Source organism: Clavibacter zhangzhiyongii, from assembly GCF_014775655.1.
Lineage (GTDB): Bacteria > Actinomycetota > Actinomycetes > Actinomycetales > Microbacteriaceae > Clavibacter > Clavibacter zhangzhiyongii.
Map to the genome: position 1 here is coordinate 2530746 of NZ_CP061274.1, position 19749 is coordinate 2550494.

Sequence of the window (19749 nt, forward strand, 5' to 3'; positions counted from 1 at the left end):
AACTTGCATTTCACCCCTGACACCGAGGACGTGCTGGTGTTCGACGCCGTCGTCCTCAACACGGCCGCGCGCGCGACCCGCTCCGGGGCCGACCTCCTGGCGACGCCCGAGCAGCTCGCCGACCTCATGACGCGCCACGGCTTCTCCGGCCGCTTCGACCGCGACGACCGCGAGCTGGAGGACGTGCGCCGCGCCCGCACCCGGCTCCGCGCCATCTGGACCCTCGACCGCGACGACATGGTCGACGCCGTCAACGACCTGCTCGCGCGGCATCGCGCGGCCCCGCGCCTCGTGCGCCACGACGCCCTCGACTGGCACCTGCACGCGACGCCCGACGACGCGCCGCTCGCCGACCGGATCCTCGTGGAGGCCGCCATGGCGCTGGTCGACGTCATCCGCTCCGACGCGACCGACCGCCTCCGGGTGTGCGCCGCCGACGACTGCGACGGCGTGCTCGTCGACCTCTCGCGCAACGGCTCGAAGCGCTTCTGCAGCGTGCGCTGCGGCAACCGGATGAACATGGTCGCGTTCCGCGAGAGGCGCGCGCAGGATCCCGTCGGCTAGACGGCCGACCTCACCTCGCCTGCAGCGCCGCCTGGTACAGGTCGCGCTTTCCCAGGCCGGTCGCCTCCGCGATGGTGCCGGCCGCGTCCTTGAGGCGCGCGCCGTCGGCGACCAGCTCGAGCACCTGCGTCACGCCCGTCGCGAGGTCGACCTCGAGCGCCGCGGCGCCCTCCGCGACCACGACGATCTCGCCGCGCACGCCCTCGGCGGCCCAGGCGGCGAGCTCGGCGGCGGATCCCCGGCGCACCTCCTCGTAGAGCTTCGTGAGCTCGCGGCACACGACGAGCCGGCGATCCGGGCCCCACTCGGCGACGACGTCCTCGAGCGACGCCTGCAGCCGGTTCGGCGACTCGAAGAAGACCATGGTGCGGCGCTCGCGCACGAGCTCGCGGAGCACGCGGCGCCGGTCGCCGCCCTTGCGCGGGAGGAAGCCCTCGAACGTGAAGCGGTCGGTGGGGAGGCCGGAGACGGCGAGCGCGCTGAGCACGGCGCTCGGGCCGGGGATCACCGTGACGCGCACGCCCGCGGCGGCCGCCGCCTCCACCAGGTGGAAGCCGGGGTCGGAGATCGCGGGCATGCCGGCGTCGGAGAGCACGAGCACGTCGGTCTCGCGCGCGAGCTCGACGAGGTCGGCGGAGCGCTCCTGCTCGTTGTGGTCGTGCAGCGCGATGAGGCGCGGCCGGTTCTCGACGCCGAGCGCCGTGAGCAGGCGGATGGTGGTGCGCGTGTCCTCGGCGGCCACGACCGTGGCGGACGAGAGCGCCTCCACGAGCCGCCGCGACGCGTCGCCCAGGTTGCCGATGGGGGTCGCGCCGAGGATGATCACCGGTCGATCATCCCATCCGGGCGGGTGGGCGCCGGGTCGGTGCCCTGCCCGAAGGACCCGTCCTCGCGCGGGAGGCCGGATCGGTCACCGGCGTGCGGCAGGTCCTCGACCTCCTCCTCGCCCGGGTCGCTCCAGCCGCGGATCCAGTTCGCCACCCCGGCGCCGATCGCGACGAGCCCCAGGGGCACGCCGAAGAGGATGATGCTGTCGCCTCGACCCGCGCTGCTGATCTCCCCGAACGCGCCCGTCAACCCGAGGACCGACACCACGCAGAGGGCGATGCCGAGGATCACCCACCCCCACGTCTCGCGCCCGCGCGACCGGCTCCGCAGGAACACGGATCAGCCCGCGTCGGGCAGGGTCGCGCCGGCGCCCACCGCCGCGAGGACCACCGGGTCCGCGCAGCCGCGCGCGTAGCCGTCGATGCGCCGGTCCATGTCGCGCTGCAGGATCCACGCCCCGATGCGCTCGGCCACGGGCGCGAGCCAGGCGGGCCGGCACGCGAAGTTGTAGCGCCAGGTCGCGAGCGTCTGCCGCGGCTCGCCCTCGACGGGCGCGAACCGCCAGCCGCCGCCCATCCGCGCGAAGAACCACGACCCCTGCGTCATCCTCATGCCGACGTTCGACGGCGGCTGGTGCGAGACGTACTCGCTCACCATGCTGAGGCCGAGGCGCGAGACCGTGAACGTGCGGACGCCCTTGGCGGGCTCGGTCGCGCCGCCCATGAGGTGCTGGTGCGCGATGAAGGGATCCCACCGCTTCCGGATCGCCCCCTGCGTCTGCGAGATCGCGAACGCCACGGCGGGCTCCACGGGGACGATGCGGCGGGACTCGACGACGGGCACGGACCCATGCTCGCACGGCCGATGCCCGGGACCGCGTCCCGAGCGCGATCGCGTCAGAGGGCCGAGAACGCCAGCGCGTAGGCTGCCGCGCCCGCCGCGGTGAGCCCGACCGCCAGCACCCGGTCGCGCGCCCGGTCGAGGCGGCCGACGACCGCCCACGCGAGGATCGCCATGCCGATCACGATGCTGAGCGCCCAGTAGAGCCAGCCCGTCGTCGCGACGACGCGGAGCAGGCCCCAGAGGCCGTCGCCGACCATGACCGCCGCCACCACCGCGGTCCCGCACGCCCGGAGCGCGCCCGATCCCGCCGCCCACGCGAGCCCCGCGAGCCCGAGCACGGGGCCGGCCAGGGTCGCGATGACGAAGTAGAGGTCGCCGGGTCCGTACCCGTCGGGGAACCCGCGCAGCGTCGAGACGACCGCGTAGCCCTGCAGCAGCGCGTGGAAGACCGCGAAGCCCATGCCCGCCGCGATCCACCAGCGGCGCGCGCTCGGCCACCGCATGCAGACGGCGGTCACGGCGAAGGCCAGCAGCGTCCAGCCGCCGTTCGAGTTGGCGAACGACCGCAGCCCGTCGGGCAGCAGGAGCTGGGCGAACGACGTGGCGCCTCCCAGCAGGAGCCCGAGGGCGGCGGCGAGAAGCCACCACGCGAGCGTGGATCCGAGGGAGCGCATCATGTCCCCAGGATCCCCGCGGCGAGCGCTCCCGCCGTCGGCCGCGAGGAGCATCCCCGGCGGTCCGCGTGCGACCGGAGAGGTACGGCGGCGGCAGGGCGACGACGCGCCGCGGCGGGCCGCCGGCGGACCACGGCGCCCGCCATCCTGCGTACGCTCGTGACAGCGGCCCCGCGGGCCGACGGCGCCCGGACCGGGCGCGCACCACCACCCCCGAGGAGCACCTGTGGACGACGCCATCGAGACGAACGCGATCCCCGAGCCGGAGCCCACGGAGATCACCTACGACGAGGACCGCTTCCCCGCGCGGCCCGCCCGGCTCCGCTCCCGCCCCCAGCTGCGCGCCAGCGGGATCCGCCGCTCGTCGAACGACCCGCGCGCCGCCGACGCGTCGAACCCCTCCTACGTGGAGTGGCTCCGCCGCCAGTCGATGCTCGGCGACGCCGACGTGCTGAGCCGCGGCCTCTCCGGCTCGCCCAGCATGTGGTCGAACCCGTACGCCCGGCCGGACGCCCGCCGCGCCATCGACACCGCGTCGGTCTGGTTCACCGCCTACCCGATCTCGCTCATCACCAAGGACGGCGAGTCGTACCTCGGCGCCCTCGGCGACCCGCAGCTGTGGGAGATCTTCCAGTCGATCGGCATCGAGGCCGTGCACACCGGCCCCGTGAAGCTCGCCGGCGGCATCACCGAGTGGTCGCAGACCGCGAGCGTCGACGGCCACTTCGACCGCATCAGCACCCAGATCGACTCCGCCTTCGGCACGGAGGACGAGTTCCGCCGCCTCACCGAGGTCGCCGACCAGCACGGCGGCAGCGTCATCGACGACATCGTGCCCGGCCACACCGGCAAGGGCGCCGACTTCCGCCTCGCGGAGATGGGCTACAAGGACTTCCCGGGGATCTACCACATGGTCGAGATCCCCGAGGAGGACTGGCACCTGCTGCCCGACGTGCTGCCGGGCCGCGACGCCGTGAACCTCGACGTCGCCGCCGAGCAGGCGCTCGCCGACCAGGGGTACATCATCGGCCGCCTGCAGCGCGTGATCTTCTACGCGCCCGGCGTCAAGGAGACCAACTGGAGCGCCACCGCGCCCGTGCTCGGCGTCGACGGCCGCACGCGCCGCTGGGTCTACCTGCACTACTTCAAGCAGGGCCAGCCCTCCATCAACTGGCTCGACCCCACGTTCGCCGGCATGCGCATGGTCATCGGCGACGCGCTGCACTCGCTCGGCGACCTCGGCGCGAGCGCGCTGCGCCTCGACGCGAACGGCTTCCTCGGAGTGGAGAAGAGCGTCGAGGGCCCGGCGTGGTCCGAGGGCCACCCGCTCTCGGAGGCCGCGAACCACCTCATCGCGAGCATGGTGCGCAAGGTCGGCGGGTTCTCCTTCCAGGAGCTGAACCTCACGATGGAGGACATCCGCGACACCGGCCGCGTCGGCGCCGACCTCTCCTACGACTTCATCAACCGGCCCGCGTACCAGCACGCGCTCGCGACCGGCGACACCGAGTTCCTGCGCCTCACGCTCCGCACCTCGCTCGAGGTCGGCGTGGAGCCCGTGACCCTCGTCCACGCGCTGCAGAACCACGACGAGCTCACCTACGAGCTCGTGCACTGGGCGACCGAGCACTGCGCCGACGTGTTCCCGTTCCGCGGCGAGGAGGTGACCGGCGCCGACCTCGCCGTCACGATCCGCGGCGACCTCCTCGAGGAGCTCACAGGCGAGAGCGCCGACTACAACCACGTGTTCACCACGAACGGCATCGCCTGCACCACGGCGTCCGTCATCGCGGCCGCGCAGGGCTTCACGACCCTCGACGCGATCGGCGAGGAGGACGTCGACGGGATCCGCGCCGCGCACCTCCTGCTCGCCAAGTTCAACGCGTGGCAGCCCGGCGTCTTCGCGCTCTCCGCGTGGGACCTGCTCGGCGTGCTGCCGCTGCAGGCGTCGCAGGTGGCCGACCTCATCGAGGGCGGCGACACGCGCTGGGTGCACCGCGGCGGCCACGACCTGCTCGACGCGGCGCCCGAGGCGACCACCTCCGGGTCCGGGATGCCGCGCGGCCGCTCGCTCTACGGATCGCTGCCGGCGCAGGTGGACGACCCCGCGTCGTTCGTCTCGGGTCTCCGCAGCGTCCTCGAGGTGCGCGAGCGCTTCGACGTGGCGGTCGGCACGCAGGTCGACGTCCCGGACGTCGGCCACCACGGCATGCTCGTGATGGTCCACCGCCTCGACAACGGCGACCCGACGGGCGACGCCCGCCTGCAGCTCACGGTGCTCAACTTCACGGGCGAGTCGATCCTCGCGACGGTGCGCTCCGAGCACCTGCCGAGCCGCCGCGCCGTCCGCGACGCCACCACCGACGAGGTCATCGGCACGGTCGACGACCTGTCCAGCTTCCCCGTGCAGCTCGAGCCCTACGCGGGCCTGTTCCTGCTGCTCGACGAGGAGCCGGAGGTCGAGTCCGACGGCGGCCCCGACGCGGACGAGGACGCCGCGCGCTAGCCGCTGGCCGCTCGCCGGCTGCGACCGGCGGATCCGCAGCGCGCCCCGGGGGCGGCGTCGCGGATCCGCCGGGCGCAGCCGGCCCGGGCGCCGCCGCACCTGCGTGCGATGATGAGCCGTGCCCGACATGCCCCATCGCCCCGCCGAGCACGGCGTCGACGAGGGCCGGCCGGTCCCCGCCCCCGAGGCCGCTCCCACCCGCGCGTCCCACCGCGCGGACGAGCGGGCGCTCACCGCGCGCGGCTCCCGTCAGGACGACCTGTGGGCGCGCCTCGTCTCCACGCCCGCCCGCTGCCGCGCCTGGCACTGGGGCGCGCCGATCCTCATCACGCTGCTCGCCGCGGTCCTCCGCATCCAGAGCCTCGGGCACCCCGCGACCCTGGTCTTCGACGAGACGTTCTACGTCAAGGACGCCTGGACCCTCCTCCACCTCGGATACGAGGGCTCCTGGCCGAACGACCCGAACCCGGACTTCATCGCGGGGCAGACGGACGGCTACCTGCAGGCGCCCGCGTTCGTCGCGCATCCGCCGCTCGGCAAGTGGGTCATCGCGCTGGGTCTCGCGGTGTTCGGCGCGGCCGATCCGGTGGGCTGGCGCATCGCCACGGCCGTCGTCGGCACGCTCGCGGTCGTCCTCCTCATGCTCATCGCCCGCCGCCTCACCGGCTCCGCGGTGGTCGCGACCATCGCCGGGTTCCTGTTCGCGATCGACGGCCACGCCATCGTCATGAGCCGGGTGGCGCTCCTCGACACGCACGTCATGTTCTTCGGCCTCCTCGGCTTCGGCGCGATCCTGCTCGACCGCGCGTGGCACGAGCGCCGGTTCACGGAGCTGCTCGAGCGCCGCCGCGCCGCCCGTCCCGAGGGCGCGCCGCCCATGGAGTTCGGCCCGGTCATCCTCTGGCGCCCCTGGCTCGTCGCCGCCGGCCTCGCGTTCGGCGCGACCTCCTCCGTCAAGTGGTCGGGGATCTTCTTCCTCGCGGGCTTCGGCCTCTACGTCGTGCTCACGGACATGCTGCTGCGCCGCCGCCACGGCCTGGCCGCCTGGTTCACGGCGGGCGCCGTGGTGCAGGGCCCGGTCTCGTTCCTCCTCCTCGTGCCGTCGGCGATCGCCGCGTTCCTCGCCTCCTACGCCGGCTGGTTCGCGACAGCGGACGGCTACTTCCGCGGCTGGGCGGCCGAGGGGTCGAACGCGTGGCAGGGCGGGCTCGCGTGGGTGCCCCTGCCGATCCAGAGCCTCTGGCACTACCTGTCGCAGCAGTACGAGTTCAACGTGGGCCTCGACGTGACGCACCCGTACCGGGCGGATCCGCGCCTGTGGCTCCTCCTCTACCGGCCGACGCAGTTCTACTACGAGGGCTACGGGCCCGGCGAGGCCGGCTGCACGATCGACGCGTGCTCGTCGTCCATCACCTCGATCGCGAACCCGATCATCTGGTGGCTGTCCGTCGCCGCGATGCTCTACCTCGTCTACCGGCTCGCCGCCCGCCGCGAGTGGCGCGTGGGCCTCGTGCTCATGGGGCTCGTCGTCGGCTACCTGCCGTGGCTGCTCTACGTGAACCGCACGGTCTTCCAGTTCTACTCGATCGCCTTCGAGCCGTACCTGCTGCTCAGCCTCGCGATGGTGCTGGGGCTCGTCCTCGGCGACCGCGGGGATCCGCGCCCCCGGCGCACGCGCGGCATCGTCGTCGTGGCGTCCGTGCTCGTGGTCTGCGCGCTCGTCAGCGCCTTCTTCTACCCGCTCTGGACCGGACAGCTCGTGCCGACCTGGTTCTGGCGGCTGCACGCGTGGATCCCCTCGGGCTGGATCTGATGCCCGCCACCGCCTCCCGCCTCCACCCCGCGCTCCCCGGCCTCGCCGCCGCGGCCGCCGCCGCGCTCGTCGCGTGGGTCGTGCACCTGCTCGTGCCGGCGATCCCGCTGCTCACCGTCGCGGTCGCCCTCGGCATCCTCGCGGCGCAGGTCCCGGCGGCGCGCCCCGCGCTCACCGGGCCGCTCAAGCCCGGCCTCACGCTCGCGTCGAAGCGGCTGATGCGGATCGGCGTGGTGCTCCTCGGCCTGCAGCTGGGGCTCTCCGACATCGTCGGCCTCGGCTGGCACGCCGTGCTGCTCGTGGTCGCCGTCGTGGTGCTGTCGTTCGCCGGCACCTACGCCATCGCCCGCGCGCTCCGGATGCCCGGCCAGCAGCCGCTCCTCCTCGCGACCGGCTTCTCCATCTGCGGCGCGAGCGCGATCGGCGCGATGGCCGGCGTCACACGCGCGAAGCCCGCCGACCAGGGCGCGCCCGTCGCGCTCGTCACGCTCTGCGGCACCCTGGCGATCGCCGTGCTGCCGCCGCTCGCCGGACCGCTCGGCCTCGACGACGTGGCCTTCGGGCACTGGGTCGGCGCGGGCGTGCACGACGTGGGGCAGGTCGTCGCGACCGCGCAGATCGCGGGATCCGCTGCCCTCACCATCGCGATCGCCGTGAAGCTCACGCGCGTGCTGCTGCTCGCGCCCGTCGTCGCCGTCGCGGGCGTCGTGATGCGCCGCCGCGAGGGCCGGGTCGAGGGCGCCGCGCGCCCACCGATCGTGCCGCTGTTCGTGCTCGGCTTCCTCGCCGCGGTGCTGGTGCGCACGTTCGTGCCGCTGCCGGACGGCGTGCTCGACGCCGCGCAGGTCGTGCAGACGGCGCTCCTCGCGATCGCGCTCGTGGCGCTCGGATCCGCGGTGCGCCTCCGCGAGCTCGTCGGCCAGGGCGGATCCGCGCTCGCCGCCGGCCTCCTCTCCTGGGCGCTCATCGCGGGCCTCGCGCTCGCGGCCGTGCGCCTGTCCTGATCCGCGCGACCCGGCCGTGGCCTGCATGTCGCCGCATTACGACCCGGCCGGGAGACCCCCGGGAGCCCGGGTTAGCGTGAGGCCATGGTCGATCGCGAGTACGGGTTCAAGACGAGGGCGATCCACGCGGGCAACATCCCCGACGCCACCACGGGTGCGCGCGCCCTCCCCATCTACCAGTCGAGCGCGTTCGTCTTCGACGACACCGCCGACGCCGCCGCGCGCTTCGCGCTGCAGAAGTACGGCAACGTCTACTCGCGCCTGTCGAACCCCACGGTCGCGTCCTTCGAGGAGCGCGTCGCGAGCCTCGAGGGCGGCCTCGGCGCGGTCGCCACGGCGAGCGGGCTGAGCGCGCAGTACATCACCTTCGCCTCGCTCGCGGGCGCCGGCGACCACATCGTCGCCTCCGCGAACCTCTACGGCGGATCCATCACGCAGCTCGACGTCACCCTCCGCCGCTTCGGCGTCGAGACCACGTTCGTCCAGTCGAGCGACCCGGCCGACTACGCCGCCGCGATCACCGACCGCACCAAGCTCGTCTTCGCCGAGACGGTCGCGAACCCGTCGGGCGAGATCGCCGACATCGAGGGCCTCGCGGCCGTCGCGCACGCGGCGGGCGTGCCGCTCGTCATCGACTCCACCATCGCGACCCCGTACCTCAACCGGCCCATCGAGTGGGGCGCCGACATCGTCATCCACTCGGCCACCAAGTTCCTCGGCGGGCACGGCACGACGCTCGGCGGCGTGGTCGTCGAGTCGGGCCTCTTCGACTGGGAGAGCGCGCGGTTCCCGCTCCTCGACCAGCCCGTGCCGAGCTACGGCGGCCTCAACTGGACCGGCAACTTCGGCGAGTACGCGTTCCTCACGCGCCTCCGCGCCGAGCAGCTCCGCGACATCGGGCCCGCGCTCGCGCCGCACTCCGCGTTCCTCCTCGCGCAGGGCGTCGAGACGCTGCCGTACCGGATGCAGGCGCACATCGACAACGCGCGGGCCGTCGCCGAGTGGCTCGACGCGGATCCGCGCATCACGGCCGTCAACTGGGCGGGCCTCCCCGCGCACCCGCACCACGAGCGGGCGCGCAAGTACCTGCCGACGGGACCCGGATCCGTGTTCACGTTCGAGGTCGCCGGCGGCCGCGCCGTCGGCCAGCGCTTCATCGAGTCGGTGGAGCTCGCCAGCCATCTCGCCAACATCGGCGACGCGAAGACGCTCGTCATCCACCCGGCCTCCACCACCCACGCGCAGCTCAGCGAGGCGCAGCTCGTGGACGCGGGCGTGCTGCCCGGCATCGTCCGCATCAGCGTCGGCATCGAGGACGTCGCCGACATCATCCACGACCTGGACCAGGCGCTCGCCGCCGCCACGGAGGGAGCGAAGTGAGCTTCGACACCGGCGGGGTGCCGCCCGAGCGGACCGGATCCACGCCCCACCCGGCCGCCGACGCCGCCGACATCGAACCCCTCGACCCCGCGGAGGAGGCCGCCGACCGCGCGGCCGGCGACGCCGCCGAGGCGCAGGACGCGCAGACGGAGGTGAGCGCGCCCGTCGAGCCCGTGGCGGACCCGGACGCCGAGGGCACCCAGACCACCCAGCTCCAGAATGGCCTCACCTGCGCCATCCCCCGCTCCAGCCCGCTCGCCGCGCTGCTCCGCTCCGAGCGCACGTGGACCGGCCCGAGCGCGAAGGAGCGCCAGGCGATCCTCCGCCGCGCGAAGAGCGTCGCCATCGTGGGCGCCTCGCCGAACCCGGCCCGGTCCAGCTACTTCGTCGGCACGTACCTGCAGCAGTCGAGCGACTACCGCGTGTACTTCGTCAACCCGAACGCCACCGAGATCCTCGGCGAGAAGGCGTACCCCGACCTCGCGTCGCTGCCCGAGGTGCCCGACATCGTCGACGTGTTCCGGAAGGCGAGCGACATCCCGTCGGTCGTGGACGACGTGGTCGCCGTGGGCGCGCCCGTCGTCTGGGTGCAGCTCGGCATCTGGAACCAGGAGGCGGCCGAGGACGCGGAGGCCCGCGGCCTGACCGTGGTGATGGACCGCTGCGTGAAGGTCGAGCACGCGCGCTTCCACGGCGGGCTGCACCTGCTCGGCTTCGACACCGGCGTGATCAGCGCGCGCAAGGCCGCCGTCTAGCGGACACGACCGGGCGTCCGTCGACGGCGCCCGCTCCGCTCACCAGCCGAGCGTGCCCGGCGCGCCCTTGAACGGGCCTACCACCCGCGGCGTGATCCAGCCGCCGTAGAAGTCGCCCTCCTGCGCCTCGACCGTGACCCCGTCGACGAGGCAGCGGTCCATGGCCGAGGGGTACACGGCGATCATGTCGGCCAGCGCCTCGAAGCCGCGCGTGGGTGACGGGTACCACCAGGCGGAGCGCTCGGCCGTGACGCCGCCCGCCGCGATGGTGAGGTACGACGCCTCGCCCTTGTACTCGCACCACGAGCGGCCGGCCGCCGAGGAGAGGGCGCCCGGGGCGAAGTCGCCGGAGGGGATGTAGTAGACGGGCGGGTGGCTCGTCTCGAGCACGCGGACGGCCGCGCGCGTGTCGGCGACCACCTTGCCGCCGAGCTCGATGACGACGTGCTCGCGGGTGGGATCCACGCGCGGCGGACGCGGGTAGTCCCAGACCGACTCCTGCCCCTCGCCGGGGATCTCACGGGGACGACGGGGCGAGGGGATGCGCATGCGCCGACGGTAGCGCGGTCGCCTGAGCGCCCCGGATCCGCGTCCGGCGGCCCCTCCGCGCCCCGTCCCGTAAAGACGTATCCACTAAACGTTTTTGCACGAATGGTCCTCAGGGTGCTTGACTGGGGCACGTCCACCCGCATTCGGGTGCCACACAGCACGTCATCTTTGAGGAGTAACGCACATGGGCATCATCGGTTTTCTGGTTCTGGGTCTGATCGCCGGAGCGCTCGCCAAGCTGATCCTCCCGGGCAAGCAGGGCGGCGGAATCATCGTCACGCTGATCCTGGGCGTCGTCGGCGCCTTCCTGGGCGGCTTCATCGGCAGCGCGCTGTTCAACAAGCCGGTCGACGGCTTCGACCTCGGCTCGCTCGCGCTCGCCATCGTCGGCGCGATCATCGTCCTGCTGGTCTACGGCGCGATCGTCGGCCGCAAGAAGGCCTAGTCCTTCTGCAGCTCGCGGAGCCCTCGTCGCCCATCCGGACCGGATCGGCGGCGGGGGCTCTCGTCATGTCGGGCTCCTGATCCGGGCGGGTCGCGCCGCGGGGTCTGCCTACGATGACCGCATGCCCGACGCCGTCGCCCCCGCCCGATCCCGCTCCCGCACCGCCGCCGTCCTCGTGGCCGTCGCTCTCCCGCCGCTGGCCCTCGCGGCCGCCGGGCTCTCGCACCCGAGCTCGCTGACCGGCGACACGGCGATGCACTGGCGCGACATGCACATCGCGCTCCTGCCCGTCTTCCCGCTGCTGGCCGTCGCGCCGATCCTCCTCACCCGACGCCACGACCGCCGCCTCGGGATCCTCGCCGTCGTCCTCGGGTTCGTCTACGCCGTCTGCTACCAGGCCCTCGACATCCTCGCCGGCATCGCGGCCGGGGCCCTCGAGCTCGAGGGCGGGCAGGGCGTCACCACCATGTACGCCCTCGCCGACGACATCGTCGTGGCGGGCGTCTGGTCGTACGTCGCCGTGACCGTGCTCGCGAGCGCGCTCGTGATCCGGCACGCGGGCCTCCGGGCGCTCCCGGGCGCGGCGATCGCCGTGGTCGCGGCCGTCTCGTTCGTCGACAGCCACATCTTCTTCCCGCGCGGGGTGATCACGATGCTCGGCCTCGCGGTCGGCTGGACCTGGCTCGCGCTCGCCTCGCACGGCTCCGCCCGCCGCGCCGTCCGGGGATCCGGCGCCCCGGCGAGCGCCCCCGTCGCCGACCGCGCGGAGGCCGCGGCATAGTCTGACGGGATGACAGCGTACGTCTCGGCACTCGACCTCTTCTCCATCGGGATCGGGCCGTCGAGCTCGCACACCGTGGGCCCCATGCGCGCGGCCCTGCTCTTCGCCGAGGAGTGCGCGGCGTCGGCCCGGCTCACCGCGATCGCCCGGGTGACGGTGCGGCTGTACGGCTCGCTCGGGGCCACCGGGCTCGGCCACGGCACGCCCGACGCGGTCGTCGCGGGGCTGGCCGGGCTCGCGCCCGAGACGTGCGACCCCGCCGAGGTGCGCGGCCGCTGGTCCGGGCTCGGCGAGGGCGTCGACGTGCCGCTCGCGGGGATCCACCCGGTGCGGATGGTCGGGCGCGACCTCACCTTCGAGCCGTTCACGCGCCTCCCCCGCCACCCCAACGCGATGCACCTCGCGGCCCTCGACGCCGACGGCGGCACGGTGCTCGAGAGCACGTGGTTCTCGGTCGGCGGCGGCTTCGTGCTGCGCGAGGACCAGGCGCCCTCGGCCGTGCTGCCCACCGGCCTCCCCCACTCCTTCTCCAACGCGGACGAGCTGATCGCGCTGGCCGAGTCGACCGGGCGCTCCATCGCGGACGTCGCGCGCGACACCGAGGAGTCGATCCACGGATCCCGCCGCGCTGTCGCCGGGCTGGACGCGATCTGGGGCGCCATGGCCGCGTGCGTCTCCGCGGGCCTCGACGGCCAGGGCACGCTGCCGGGCGGGCTCAACGTGCGGCGGCGGGCGGCGCGGGTCGCCTCGCAGCTCGCGACCATCGACGCCGAGGGCCAGCGCGACACCAGCCACGAGTGGCTGCACGCGTTCGCGCTCGCGGTCAACGAGGAGAACGCGTCCGGCGGGCGCGTCGTCACGGCGCCCACCAACGGCGCGGCCGGCATCATCCCCGCGGTCGGCTCCTACTACCTGCGCTTCGTGCCCGGCGCCGACCGGGACGGCATCCGCGACTTCCTGCTCACGGCCACCGCGATCGGCTCGCTCGTGAAGGCCAATGCGTCCATCTCCGGGGCCGAGGCCGGCTGCCAGGGCGAGGTCGGCACGGCGTGCGCGATGGCGGCGGGCGCGCTCTGCGCGGTGCTCGGCGGATCCCCGCGGCAGGTCGAGAACGCCGCCGAGATCGCGATGGAGCACCACCTCGGCCTCACGTGCGATCCCGTGGGCGGGCTCGTGCAGATCCCGTGCATCGAGCGGAACGCCATCGCCGCGTCGACCGCCGTCAACGCCGCGCGCATGGCGCTGCACGGCGACGGCACGCACCTCGTCTCGCTCGACACCGTGATCGAGACGATGCGGCAGACGGGCCTCGACATGTCCACCAAGTACAAGGAGACGTCCACGGGCGGGCTCGCGGTCAACGTCATCGAGTGCTGAGGGTCCCGGGCGTCTCCGGCCGTGTCAGGCTGGGCGCATGGGCATCCCCGCGCTGCTGCTCGCCGTCGCGGCGCTGCTCCTCCTCGGCACCACGCAGCTCGCGGCCTGGGGCGCCCTCAAGCGCAACGGCTGGATCGGGATCCGCACGCGCCCCCTCATGGCGAGCGACGAGGCCTGGCGCGCCGGCCACCGCGCGGCCCTGCCCGCGCTCCGCGGCACGTGCCTGCCGGTCGCCATCGGCGGCGTGATCGGCAGCGTCGCCGCGGGCGCGGGCATGAACAGCGTCGCCTCCTGGGGCGCGCTGCTGCTCGTCGCGGGCATCGCCTGGGGCACGTTCCGAGCGGGGCGCGCCGCGCGCGCCGTCACGCGCCGCGCCGACGCGGCGCGCCCGCCCCTCCGCCGCGGCTAGCGCCCGACCGCGCGGCCCGACGTCAGCGCGTCGCCGACCGCGTCGAGGCGCTCCCGGCCGAGGAGGCCGACGTGGTACGCGTACACGTCGTCCAACGCGGCGACCGCGGCCGGCCAGTCGGCGCGGATGCTCGCGGGGGTCGCGGGCGGCAGGGCCCACATCCAGCCGCCGAGCCGCGTGCCGGGGAGCCGGTCCCGGAGCGCCGCGAGCTGGGCCGCGTCCGACGCGACGGCGTCCGTCAGCACGACGCCGTCGACCGCGTCCGCCTCGTCGAGGAGCGCGGCGAAGGGGCCGGTGCCCCACGGATCCGCCTGCGCGTGCACGACGACGCGCGCGACGCCCGCCGCCCGGGCCGCGGCGACGCACGACGCGAGGAGCAGCCGGCGCGCGGCGGCCCGCACGGCGAGCACGGCGTCGAGGCCCTCGAGGCCGCCGTCCGCGTCCACCCGGTCGCGCACGAGGCAGCGGAGCGCGTCCGGATCCGCGCCCGCCGCCCGCAGCGCGTCGCCGCAGGCCGCGCAGAAGCAGATCGAGAGCAGCGCCTCCGCGTCCGCGGACCAGTCGGCGCCCGCGGTCTTCTCGTGGTGGCCCAGGTGCGCGACGCCCATCGGGCCGCACGCCTCGAGCAGCACGCCGTCGAGCGGGGCGACGGCCGCGGTCTCGGCGACCAGGGCGGTCGCGTACTCCCGCACCTCCGGCCGCGTGGGGCAGAGCGCGTACGGGTAGGACTCCCCGAACGCGTTGACCACGCAGCTGCCCGGGTGGCGGCTCCCGACGCTCGTGGAATGCGTGAGGACGATCCACGCCTCGACGCGGAGGCCGCCCGCGCGCGCGACCGCGGCGGCGCGGGCGAAGGCGTCGGGCCCGACCCAGGGCGTCCGGTCGTCGGGGCGGAGCTCGCCCCACGCGCCGTCGCGGACCGGGAGGTAGAGCGCCGCGGACCGGGCGTCGACGATCCGGTGCCGCGGATGCAGCGGGGTGGCGGCGCGCGCCGAGTGGTAGGCGGAGGCGATGGCCACGCCGTCCGCGCCCGCGCCGCGCACGCGCGCCACGACGTCCGGGTCGTCCACGAGGTCCCAGGGGTAGGCGCAGAAGGAGAGGCGCGGGGCGGCGCTCATCGCACGCCCGCCGACCGCAGGGTCTCGGCGAGGCGGCGGGCGTGCGCCTCCACGACCTCGGCAACGCGGGCGACCTCGCGGGCGCCGGCGCGCTCGACGGGGATCGAGCAGCTGAGGGCGTCGGTGGCGGGGATCCGGTAGCCGACCGCCGCGGCGACGCACGCGACGCCGGGGGTGTTCTCCTCCCGCTCGGTCGCGTGGCCGGCCGCGCGCGCCGCGTCGAGCTGGGCGTCGAGGGCGTCGCAGTCGACGACGGTCGCGGGCGTGAGGGCCGCCAGGGCGCCCGCGCCGAGCGCCCGGCGCCGCTCCTCCGGGGTGAGCTCGGCGAGGAGCGCCTTGCCGAGCGCCGTCGCGTGGGCGGGGAGCTGCCGGCCGACGCGCGAGGCCGCCCGTCGGGGCTCGGTCGTCTCGCGGGTGGCGAGGTAGAGCATCAGCCCGCCCTCGCGCCGCGCGTAGTGCGCGGTGTACCCGGTCTCGTCGCGGATCCGCTCGAGCACCGGGAGCGCCTGCGGCAGCGCCCGGTCGCGGTCGAGGTAGGCGGTGCCGACGACGAGCGCGCGGGATCCGATGGAGACGTGCGTGCCGTCGTGCAGCATCTCGATCCAGCCGCTCGCGGCCATGGTGTGCAGCAGCTGGTGGAGGCTCGAGCGCGGGTAGCCGGATGCCCGGTGCAGGTCGACGACCGCGACGGGCTCGCCCGCCTCGGCCAGCCGCTCCAGGAGGGCGAGCGTCCGCTCGGCGGACTTCACGGGCCGGAGGGCGCGGTCGGCCGGCGCCTCGGCCGCCGCCTCGGCCGTCACCACGGCTCCCCCAGCGCGTGCTGCGGGGCCGCGAACTCGCCGCCGATGAGGCCGTTCGCGTCCGGGTCGTCCCCGTCGCCGACCGCCGCGAGGACGGCGTCCGCGTGGACCTCGGAGTCGTCCCGCGGGTGGAAGCCGATCCGCTCGCCGGGCACGGGCGAGAACCACGCGCGGGTGTTGCGCGAGACGCCCCAGACGACGTGGGCGCCGGCCTCGTCGAGCACGGCCGCCGCCTCGATCAGCCGCACGACGTCGGGGAAGGAGAACCAGGTCGAGAGGGTCCGCCGGTTCACGGGCCGCTCGAGGATGCTCCCGATCCGCACGTTGACGACCGCGAGGCCGTGCCGGTCGGCGAAGACGGAGCCGAGCGCCTCCATGGCCGCCTTGCTCGCGCCGTAGTAGCCGTCGGGTCGGGGATCCAGCTCCTCGACGGGATGCGGCGGGATGGGGTGGAAGCCGACGACGTGGTTGGAGCTCGCGAGCAGGACGCGGCGCACGCCGGTGTCGCGCGCGGCCTCGAGCACGCTGCGGGTGCCCTCGACGTTCGCGTCGGCGAGGGCGGCCCAGGGGCGCTCGCGGCTGAGCCCGCCGAGGTGCACCACGAGGTCCGCGCCGGCCAGGGCCGCGCGGACGACGGCCGTGTCGGTGACCGACGCGACGACCGCGGTCTCGCCGTCCACCGGATCCGGGTCGACCAGGTCGAGGAGCGTCAGCCGGTGGCCGGCCTCCCGCAGCAGCGGGCGCACCCCGCGCGCCACCTGCCCTGCCGCGCCGGTGATCACGATGCGTCGCGCGTCGGACATGCCTGGTCTCCCTCCGGGGTCCGTCCTCGTTGACGGCGGACCCGATGCCGCCTACGGTAGCAGCCACATTCACGATGACGGAAGGCGTTCACGTAGGAGAACGCGGGGTCGTGATCCGACCACCACGACGCGACGGGGCAGCCATGACCGAGACAGCCGACCCGACGACGGACGCGCCGGCCACGAGCGCCGCGCCGGCCGGGCACCACCCGCTCCCGCCGCTCGAGGGCGTCCTCTTCTTCCCGGTCACGCCCTTCGACGCGGCCGACCGGGTCGACGAGGACGTGCTCGCGCGGCATGTCGCCGACGGGCTCGCCGCCGGGGCGGGCGCCGCGTTCGTCGCGTGCGGCACGGGCGAGTTCCACGCGCTCGACGTCGACGAGTACGCGCAGGCGGTGCGCGTGGCCGTCGCCGCCGCCGGAGGCCGCCACCTCGTGATCGCGGGAGCGGGAGGTCCCCTCGGGCACGCCCGCCGGTGCGCGCGGATCGCGGCCGACGCGGGCGCCGACGGCCTGCTGGTGCTGCCGCCGTACCTCGTGACCGGGCCGCAGGACGGCGTCGCCGCGTACGTGGAGGCGGTCGCGCGGGCGACGCCGCTGCCCGTCATCGCCTACCACCGCGGCAGCGCGACGCTCGGGGACGCCGCAGTCGAGCGCCTGCTGCGGCTGCCGACCCTCGCCGGGATCAAGGACGGCGTGGGCGACATGGCGCAGATGCAGCGCTTCGTGCTCGCGGCCCGCCGGGCGGGGCGGTCGGACGTGCGGTTCTTCAACGGGATGCTGACCGCGGAGGCGAGCCAGGCCGCCTACCGCGCGATCGGGGTGCCGCTCTACTCGTCCGCCGTGTTCGCGATGGCACCGCGGATCGCGCTCGCCTTCCACGCCGCGCTCCTGGCCGACGACGAGGACACGCAGCACCTGCTCCTCGACGGGTTCTTCACGCCGCTCGTGCGCCTCCGCGACGAGACGCCCGGGTTCGCGGTGTCGCTCGTCAAGGCGGGGCTGCGGCTGCGCGGCGTGCCGGTCGGATCCGTGCGGGCGCCGCTCGTCGACCCGTCCCCCGCGCAGCTCGCCGCGCTCGAGCGGATCCTGGCCCGCGGCGAGGAGCTGGTCGCCTGAGCGTGCGCCCGGGAGCCGGCGTCCGCGGTCCGCGGGTCAGGCGGCCGGATCCTCGGCGAGCTGCGCCCGGAGCGCATCCGCGGTCGTGACCGGGAGGCGGCAGACGAAGTCGGCGCACAGGTACGCGGTCGCGGCGGATGCCGCGGTGCGGTCCGCGAGCAGCTCGAGGCCCGCATCCGCCCACTCGCGCGCTCCGCCCTCCGAGACCACGAGCGCCACGTGCGGCGGTCGGATGCGCCCGCGCGCGACGGCGGCCAGCGGGTCGCCCGCGGGGTCGGCGCCGTCGGGCAGCACCACCACGAGCTGCAAGGCGGCCGCGTCGATCGCGACCGCCTGCTCGAGCGCGCCGCCGAACGCGATGGGCCGGGTCGCGCCGCCCGCCGCCACCGTCGCGAGCGCGGCGCGGGCCGCCCGCTCGTAGCGCGGATCCGCCGTCAGCTGCCCGAGCACGCGCGCGGCCGACGACGCGGCGGTGAGGCCCGACGGGTACGCGCCCTCGGACGGGTCGGACGCGAGGTCGAGGCCGAAGCCCGCGAGCACGGGATCCGCGCCCGTCGGCACCCGGAACCCGGCCGCGCCCGGCTGCGGGTCGGCGTCGGCCGCGGCGATCAGCGCGTCGACGATCCCGCGGGCCCGCAGCGCGTAGCCGACGTCGCCCGTGGCGAGCGCGAGCGCGAGGAGCCCGTCGGCGAGCATCCCGTGGTCCTCGAGCGTGGCGACCGCAGGCGAGATGCGGCCGTCGATGGAGGCGCGCACCAGGGATCCGTCGCCGCGCACGTGCTCCGCGAGCAGCATGTCGGCGGCGTCGCGCGCGGCCCGGATCCACGCGGGCCGGCCGAACGCGCGCCCCGCCCGGGCGAGCGCCCCGATCGCGAGCCCGTTCCAGCCGGTGAGCACCTTGCCGTCGACCGCGGGCGGCTCCTCGGCGGCGCGGCCCGCGGCGTCGAGCGCGTAGTACCCGCCCTCCACGCGCTCCCCGCCGACCGTGCTCTCGGAGTCCTGGGCCGACGCGAACCCGCCGGACGCCCGGCGGAGCGTTCCCGTGAGGAACGCGACGATGCCCGCCGCGACCTCCTCGTCGCCGGCGCGCGCGTACGCGTCGAGGAGCAGGGCGTTGTCGTAGAGCATCCGCTCGTAGTGGGGCTCGGACCAGTCGCGGCGCGTGGAGTAGCGGAAGAAGCCGCCCTCGACGGGGTCGCGGAGGTCGGATCCCGCCATCGCGTCGAGCGTGCGGCGCACGAGCGCGCCCGTCGCCTGCGCGCGCTCCGGCGCGAGGACCCCGGAGGTCGCGAGCGTGTCGAGCAGCAGCACGACGGGCGCGACCGGGAACTTGGGCGCGGATCCGAACCCGCCGTGCTCCGGGTCCTCGAACCCGGCGAGCTCGGCGGCCACGCGGTCGAGGGCGGCGGCGTCCGGCAGGGGCGAGGCGACCGCGCCGCGGGCCGAGGCCTCGCGGATCGCCGCGCGCAGCTGCCCCGCGCCCTGCTCCACCTGGTCGCGTCGCGTGGCCCACGCGTCGGCGACCGCGTCGAGCACCTGCCGGAACGACGGGTGCCCGGCGCGCGGCTCGGGCGGCGAGTAGGTGCCCGCGTGGAAGGTGCGGCCCTCCGGGGTCGTGAACACGTTGAGCGGCCAGCCCAGCTGGTCCGTGAAGGCGCCCGCCGCGGTGATGAGCGCCGCGTCCACCTCGGGGTGCTCCTCGCGGTCGACCTTGATCGCGACGAACCCCCCGTTCAGCCGCGACGCGAGCGCCGGATCGGAGAACGTCTCGCGCGCCATGACGTGGCACCAGTGGCAGGTCGCGTAGCCGACCGAGACGAGCACGGGCACGTCGCGGCGCCGGGCCTCCGCGAAGGCCTCCTCGCCCCACGGCCGCCAGTCGACCGGGTTGTCCGCGTGGCTGAGGAGGTAGGGGCTGACGGCGTCGGCGAGGCGGTTGGGCATGCCGTCCACGCTACGCGCGGGGCGCGAGGACGGGCCCG

At 75.1% G+C, this 19749-nt stretch carries 20 protein-coding genes; 11 read left to right on the forward strand and 9 right to left on the reverse strand.

From position 1 onward, the window contains the following. The first annotated feature begins 3 nt into the window (after positions 1-3). Positions 4-564, forward strand: coding sequence for a CGNR zinc finger domain-containing protein (locus H9X71_RS11945; protein ID WP_191147293.1), 561 nt, complete (start codon positions 4-6; stop codon positions 562-564). Positions 565-574: 10 nt separating this feature from the next. Here the strand turns inward: H9X71_RS11945 and rsmI are convergent, their stop codons facing one another. Genes rsmI through H9X71_RS11965 form a run of 4 tightly spaced genes read right to left on the reverse strand, consistent with a single transcriptional unit; the run spans position 575 to position 2912 of the window. Next, on the reverse strand, positions 575-1390 hold the full coding sequence (rsmI, locus tag H9X71_RS11950; protein WP_191147294.1) for a 16S rRNA (cytidine(1402)-2'-O)-methyltransferase: 816 nt from the start codon (positions 1388-1390) through the stop codon (positions 575-577). Beyond that, the gene (locus H9X71_RS11955; protein ID WP_191147295.1) at positions 1387-1728 is read right to left on the reverse strand and encodes a hypothetical protein; all 342 of its coding nucleotides are present in this window, start codon (positions 1726-1728) and stop codon (positions 1387-1389) included. Before H9X71_RS11955 ends, rsmI begins: the two co-directional genes overlap by 4 nt. 3 nt (positions 1729-1731) lie before the next feature. Continuing rightward, positions 1732-2235: an SRPBCC family protein gene (locus H9X71_RS11960; protein WP_191147296.1), complete on the reverse strand. Its 504-nt coding sequence runs from the start codon at positions 2233-2235 to the stop codon at positions 1732-1734. 53 nt (positions 2236-2288) lie between these two features. Then, entirely contained in the window at positions 2289-2912 is a 624-nt protein-coding gene (locus H9X71_RS11965; protein ID WP_191147297.1) for a DUF6518 family protein, read from the reverse strand. 223 nt (positions 2913-3135) lie between these two features. On the opposite strand from H9X71_RS11965, the gene treS reads away from it, so the two are divergent. From treS to H9X71_RS11990, 5 genes are all read left to right on the forward strand, one after another. Then, entirely contained in the window at positions 3136-5415 is a 2280-nt protein-coding gene (treS, locus tag H9X71_RS11970; RefSeq protein WP_191147298.1) for a maltose alpha-D-glucosyltransferase, read from the forward strand. Between the two features lie 127 nt (positions 5416-5542). Then, positions 5543-7228, forward strand: coding sequence for a dolichyl-phosphate-mannose--protein mannosyltransferase (locus H9X71_RS11975; RefSeq protein WP_244961925.1), 1686 nt, complete (start codon positions 5543-5545; stop codon positions 7226-7228). Beyond that, on the forward strand, positions 7228-8232 hold the full coding sequence (locus tag H9X71_RS11980) for a YeiH family protein (protein WP_191147300.1): 1005 nt from the start codon (positions 7228-7230) through the stop codon (positions 8230-8232). Before H9X71_RS11975 ends, H9X71_RS11980 begins: the two co-directional genes overlap by 1 nt. An 84-nt stretch (positions 8233-8316) precedes the next feature. After that, positions 8317-9612 (forward strand): O-acetylhomoserine aminocarboxypropyltransferase/cysteine synthase family protein, encoded by a 1296-nt coding sequence (locus H9X71_RS11985; RefSeq protein WP_191147301.1) that lies wholly within the window; start codon positions 8317-8319, stop codon positions 9610-9612. A 236-nt stretch (positions 9613-9848) separates the two neighbouring features. Then, the gene (locus H9X71_RS11990; RefSeq protein ID WP_244961927.1) at positions 9849-10367 is read left to right on the forward strand and encodes a CoA-binding protein; all 519 of its coding nucleotides are present in this window, start codon (positions 9849-9851) and stop codon (positions 10365-10367) included. Positions 10368-10406: 39 nt separating this feature from the next. Here H9X71_RS11990 and H9X71_RS11995 read toward each other — a convergent pair whose 3' ends face one another. Then, positions 10407-10916 carry a DUF427 domain-containing protein gene (locus H9X71_RS11995; RefSeq protein WP_191147302.1) on the reverse strand — a complete coding sequence of 170 codons (510 nt, stop codon included), beginning with the start codon at positions 10914-10916 and terminating at the stop codon, positions 10407-10409. Between the two features lie 184 nt (positions 10917-11100). Between H9X71_RS11995 and H9X71_RS12000 the strand changes: the two genes are divergently transcribed. From H9X71_RS12000 to H9X71_RS12015, 4 genes are all read left to right on the forward strand, one after another. Further along, positions 11101-11361: a GlsB/YeaQ/YmgE family stress response membrane protein gene (locus H9X71_RS12000; RefSeq protein ID WP_043583378.1), complete on the forward strand. Its 261-nt coding sequence runs from the start codon at positions 11101-11103 to the stop codon at positions 11359-11361. A gap of 121 nt (positions 11362-11482) precedes the next feature. Next, positions 11483-12142, forward strand: a complete 660-nt coding sequence (locus H9X71_RS12005) for a hypothetical protein (RefSeq protein ID WP_191147303.1) — start codon at positions 11483-11485, stop codon at positions 12140-12142. Between the two features lie 9 nt (positions 12143-12151). Next, the gene (locus H9X71_RS12010) at positions 12152-13519 is read left to right on the forward strand and encodes an L-serine ammonia-lyase (protein ID WP_191147304.1); all 1368 of its coding nucleotides are present in this window, start codon (positions 12152-12154) and stop codon (positions 13517-13519) included. A gap of 37 nt (positions 13520-13556) precedes the next feature. Then, positions 13557-13928, forward strand: a complete 372-nt coding sequence (locus H9X71_RS12015; protein WP_191147305.1) for an SdpI family protein — start codon at positions 13557-13559, stop codon at positions 13926-13928. Here H9X71_RS12015 and H9X71_RS12020 read toward each other — a convergent pair. Genes H9X71_RS12020 through H9X71_RS12030 form a run of 3 tightly spaced genes read right to left on the reverse strand, consistent with a single transcriptional unit; the run spans position 13925 to position 16649 of the window. Further along, the gene (locus tag H9X71_RS12020; protein WP_191147306.1) at positions 13925-15046 is read right to left on the reverse strand and encodes a hypothetical protein; all 1122 of its coding nucleotides are present in this window, start codon (positions 15044-15046) and stop codon (positions 13925-13927) included. The genes H9X71_RS12015 and H9X71_RS12020 overlap by 4 nt on opposite strands. After that, positions 15043-15846, reverse strand: a complete 804-nt coding sequence (locus H9X71_RS12025; protein ID WP_191147307.1) for an IclR family transcriptional regulator — start codon at positions 15844-15846, stop codon at positions 15043-15045. Before H9X71_RS12025 ends, H9X71_RS12020 begins: the two co-directional genes overlap by 4 nt. Continuing rightward, on the reverse strand, positions 15843-16649 hold the full coding sequence (locus H9X71_RS12030) for an NAD-dependent epimerase/dehydratase family protein (RefSeq protein ID WP_191147308.1): 807 nt from the start codon (positions 16647-16649) through the stop codon (positions 15843-15845). The genes H9X71_RS12025 and H9X71_RS12030 overlap by 4 nt, the downstream gene beginning before the upstream one ends. 143 nt (positions 16650-16792) lie before the next feature. Between H9X71_RS12030 and H9X71_RS12035 the strand changes: the two genes are divergently transcribed. Then, a complete protein-coding gene (locus H9X71_RS12035) occupies positions 16793-17767 on the forward strand; it encodes a 5-dehydro-4-deoxyglucarate dehydratase (RefSeq protein WP_191147309.1) in 975 nt (324 codons plus the stop codon). Between the two features lie 36 nt (positions 17768-17803). Here H9X71_RS12035 and H9X71_RS12040 read toward each other — a convergent pair whose 3' ends face one another. After that, on the reverse strand, positions 17804-19711 hold the full coding sequence (locus H9X71_RS12040; RefSeq protein WP_191147310.1) for a thioredoxin domain-containing protein: 1908 nt from the start codon (positions 19709-19711) through the stop codon (positions 17804-17806). Positions 19712-19749: the final 38 nt, after the last annotated feature.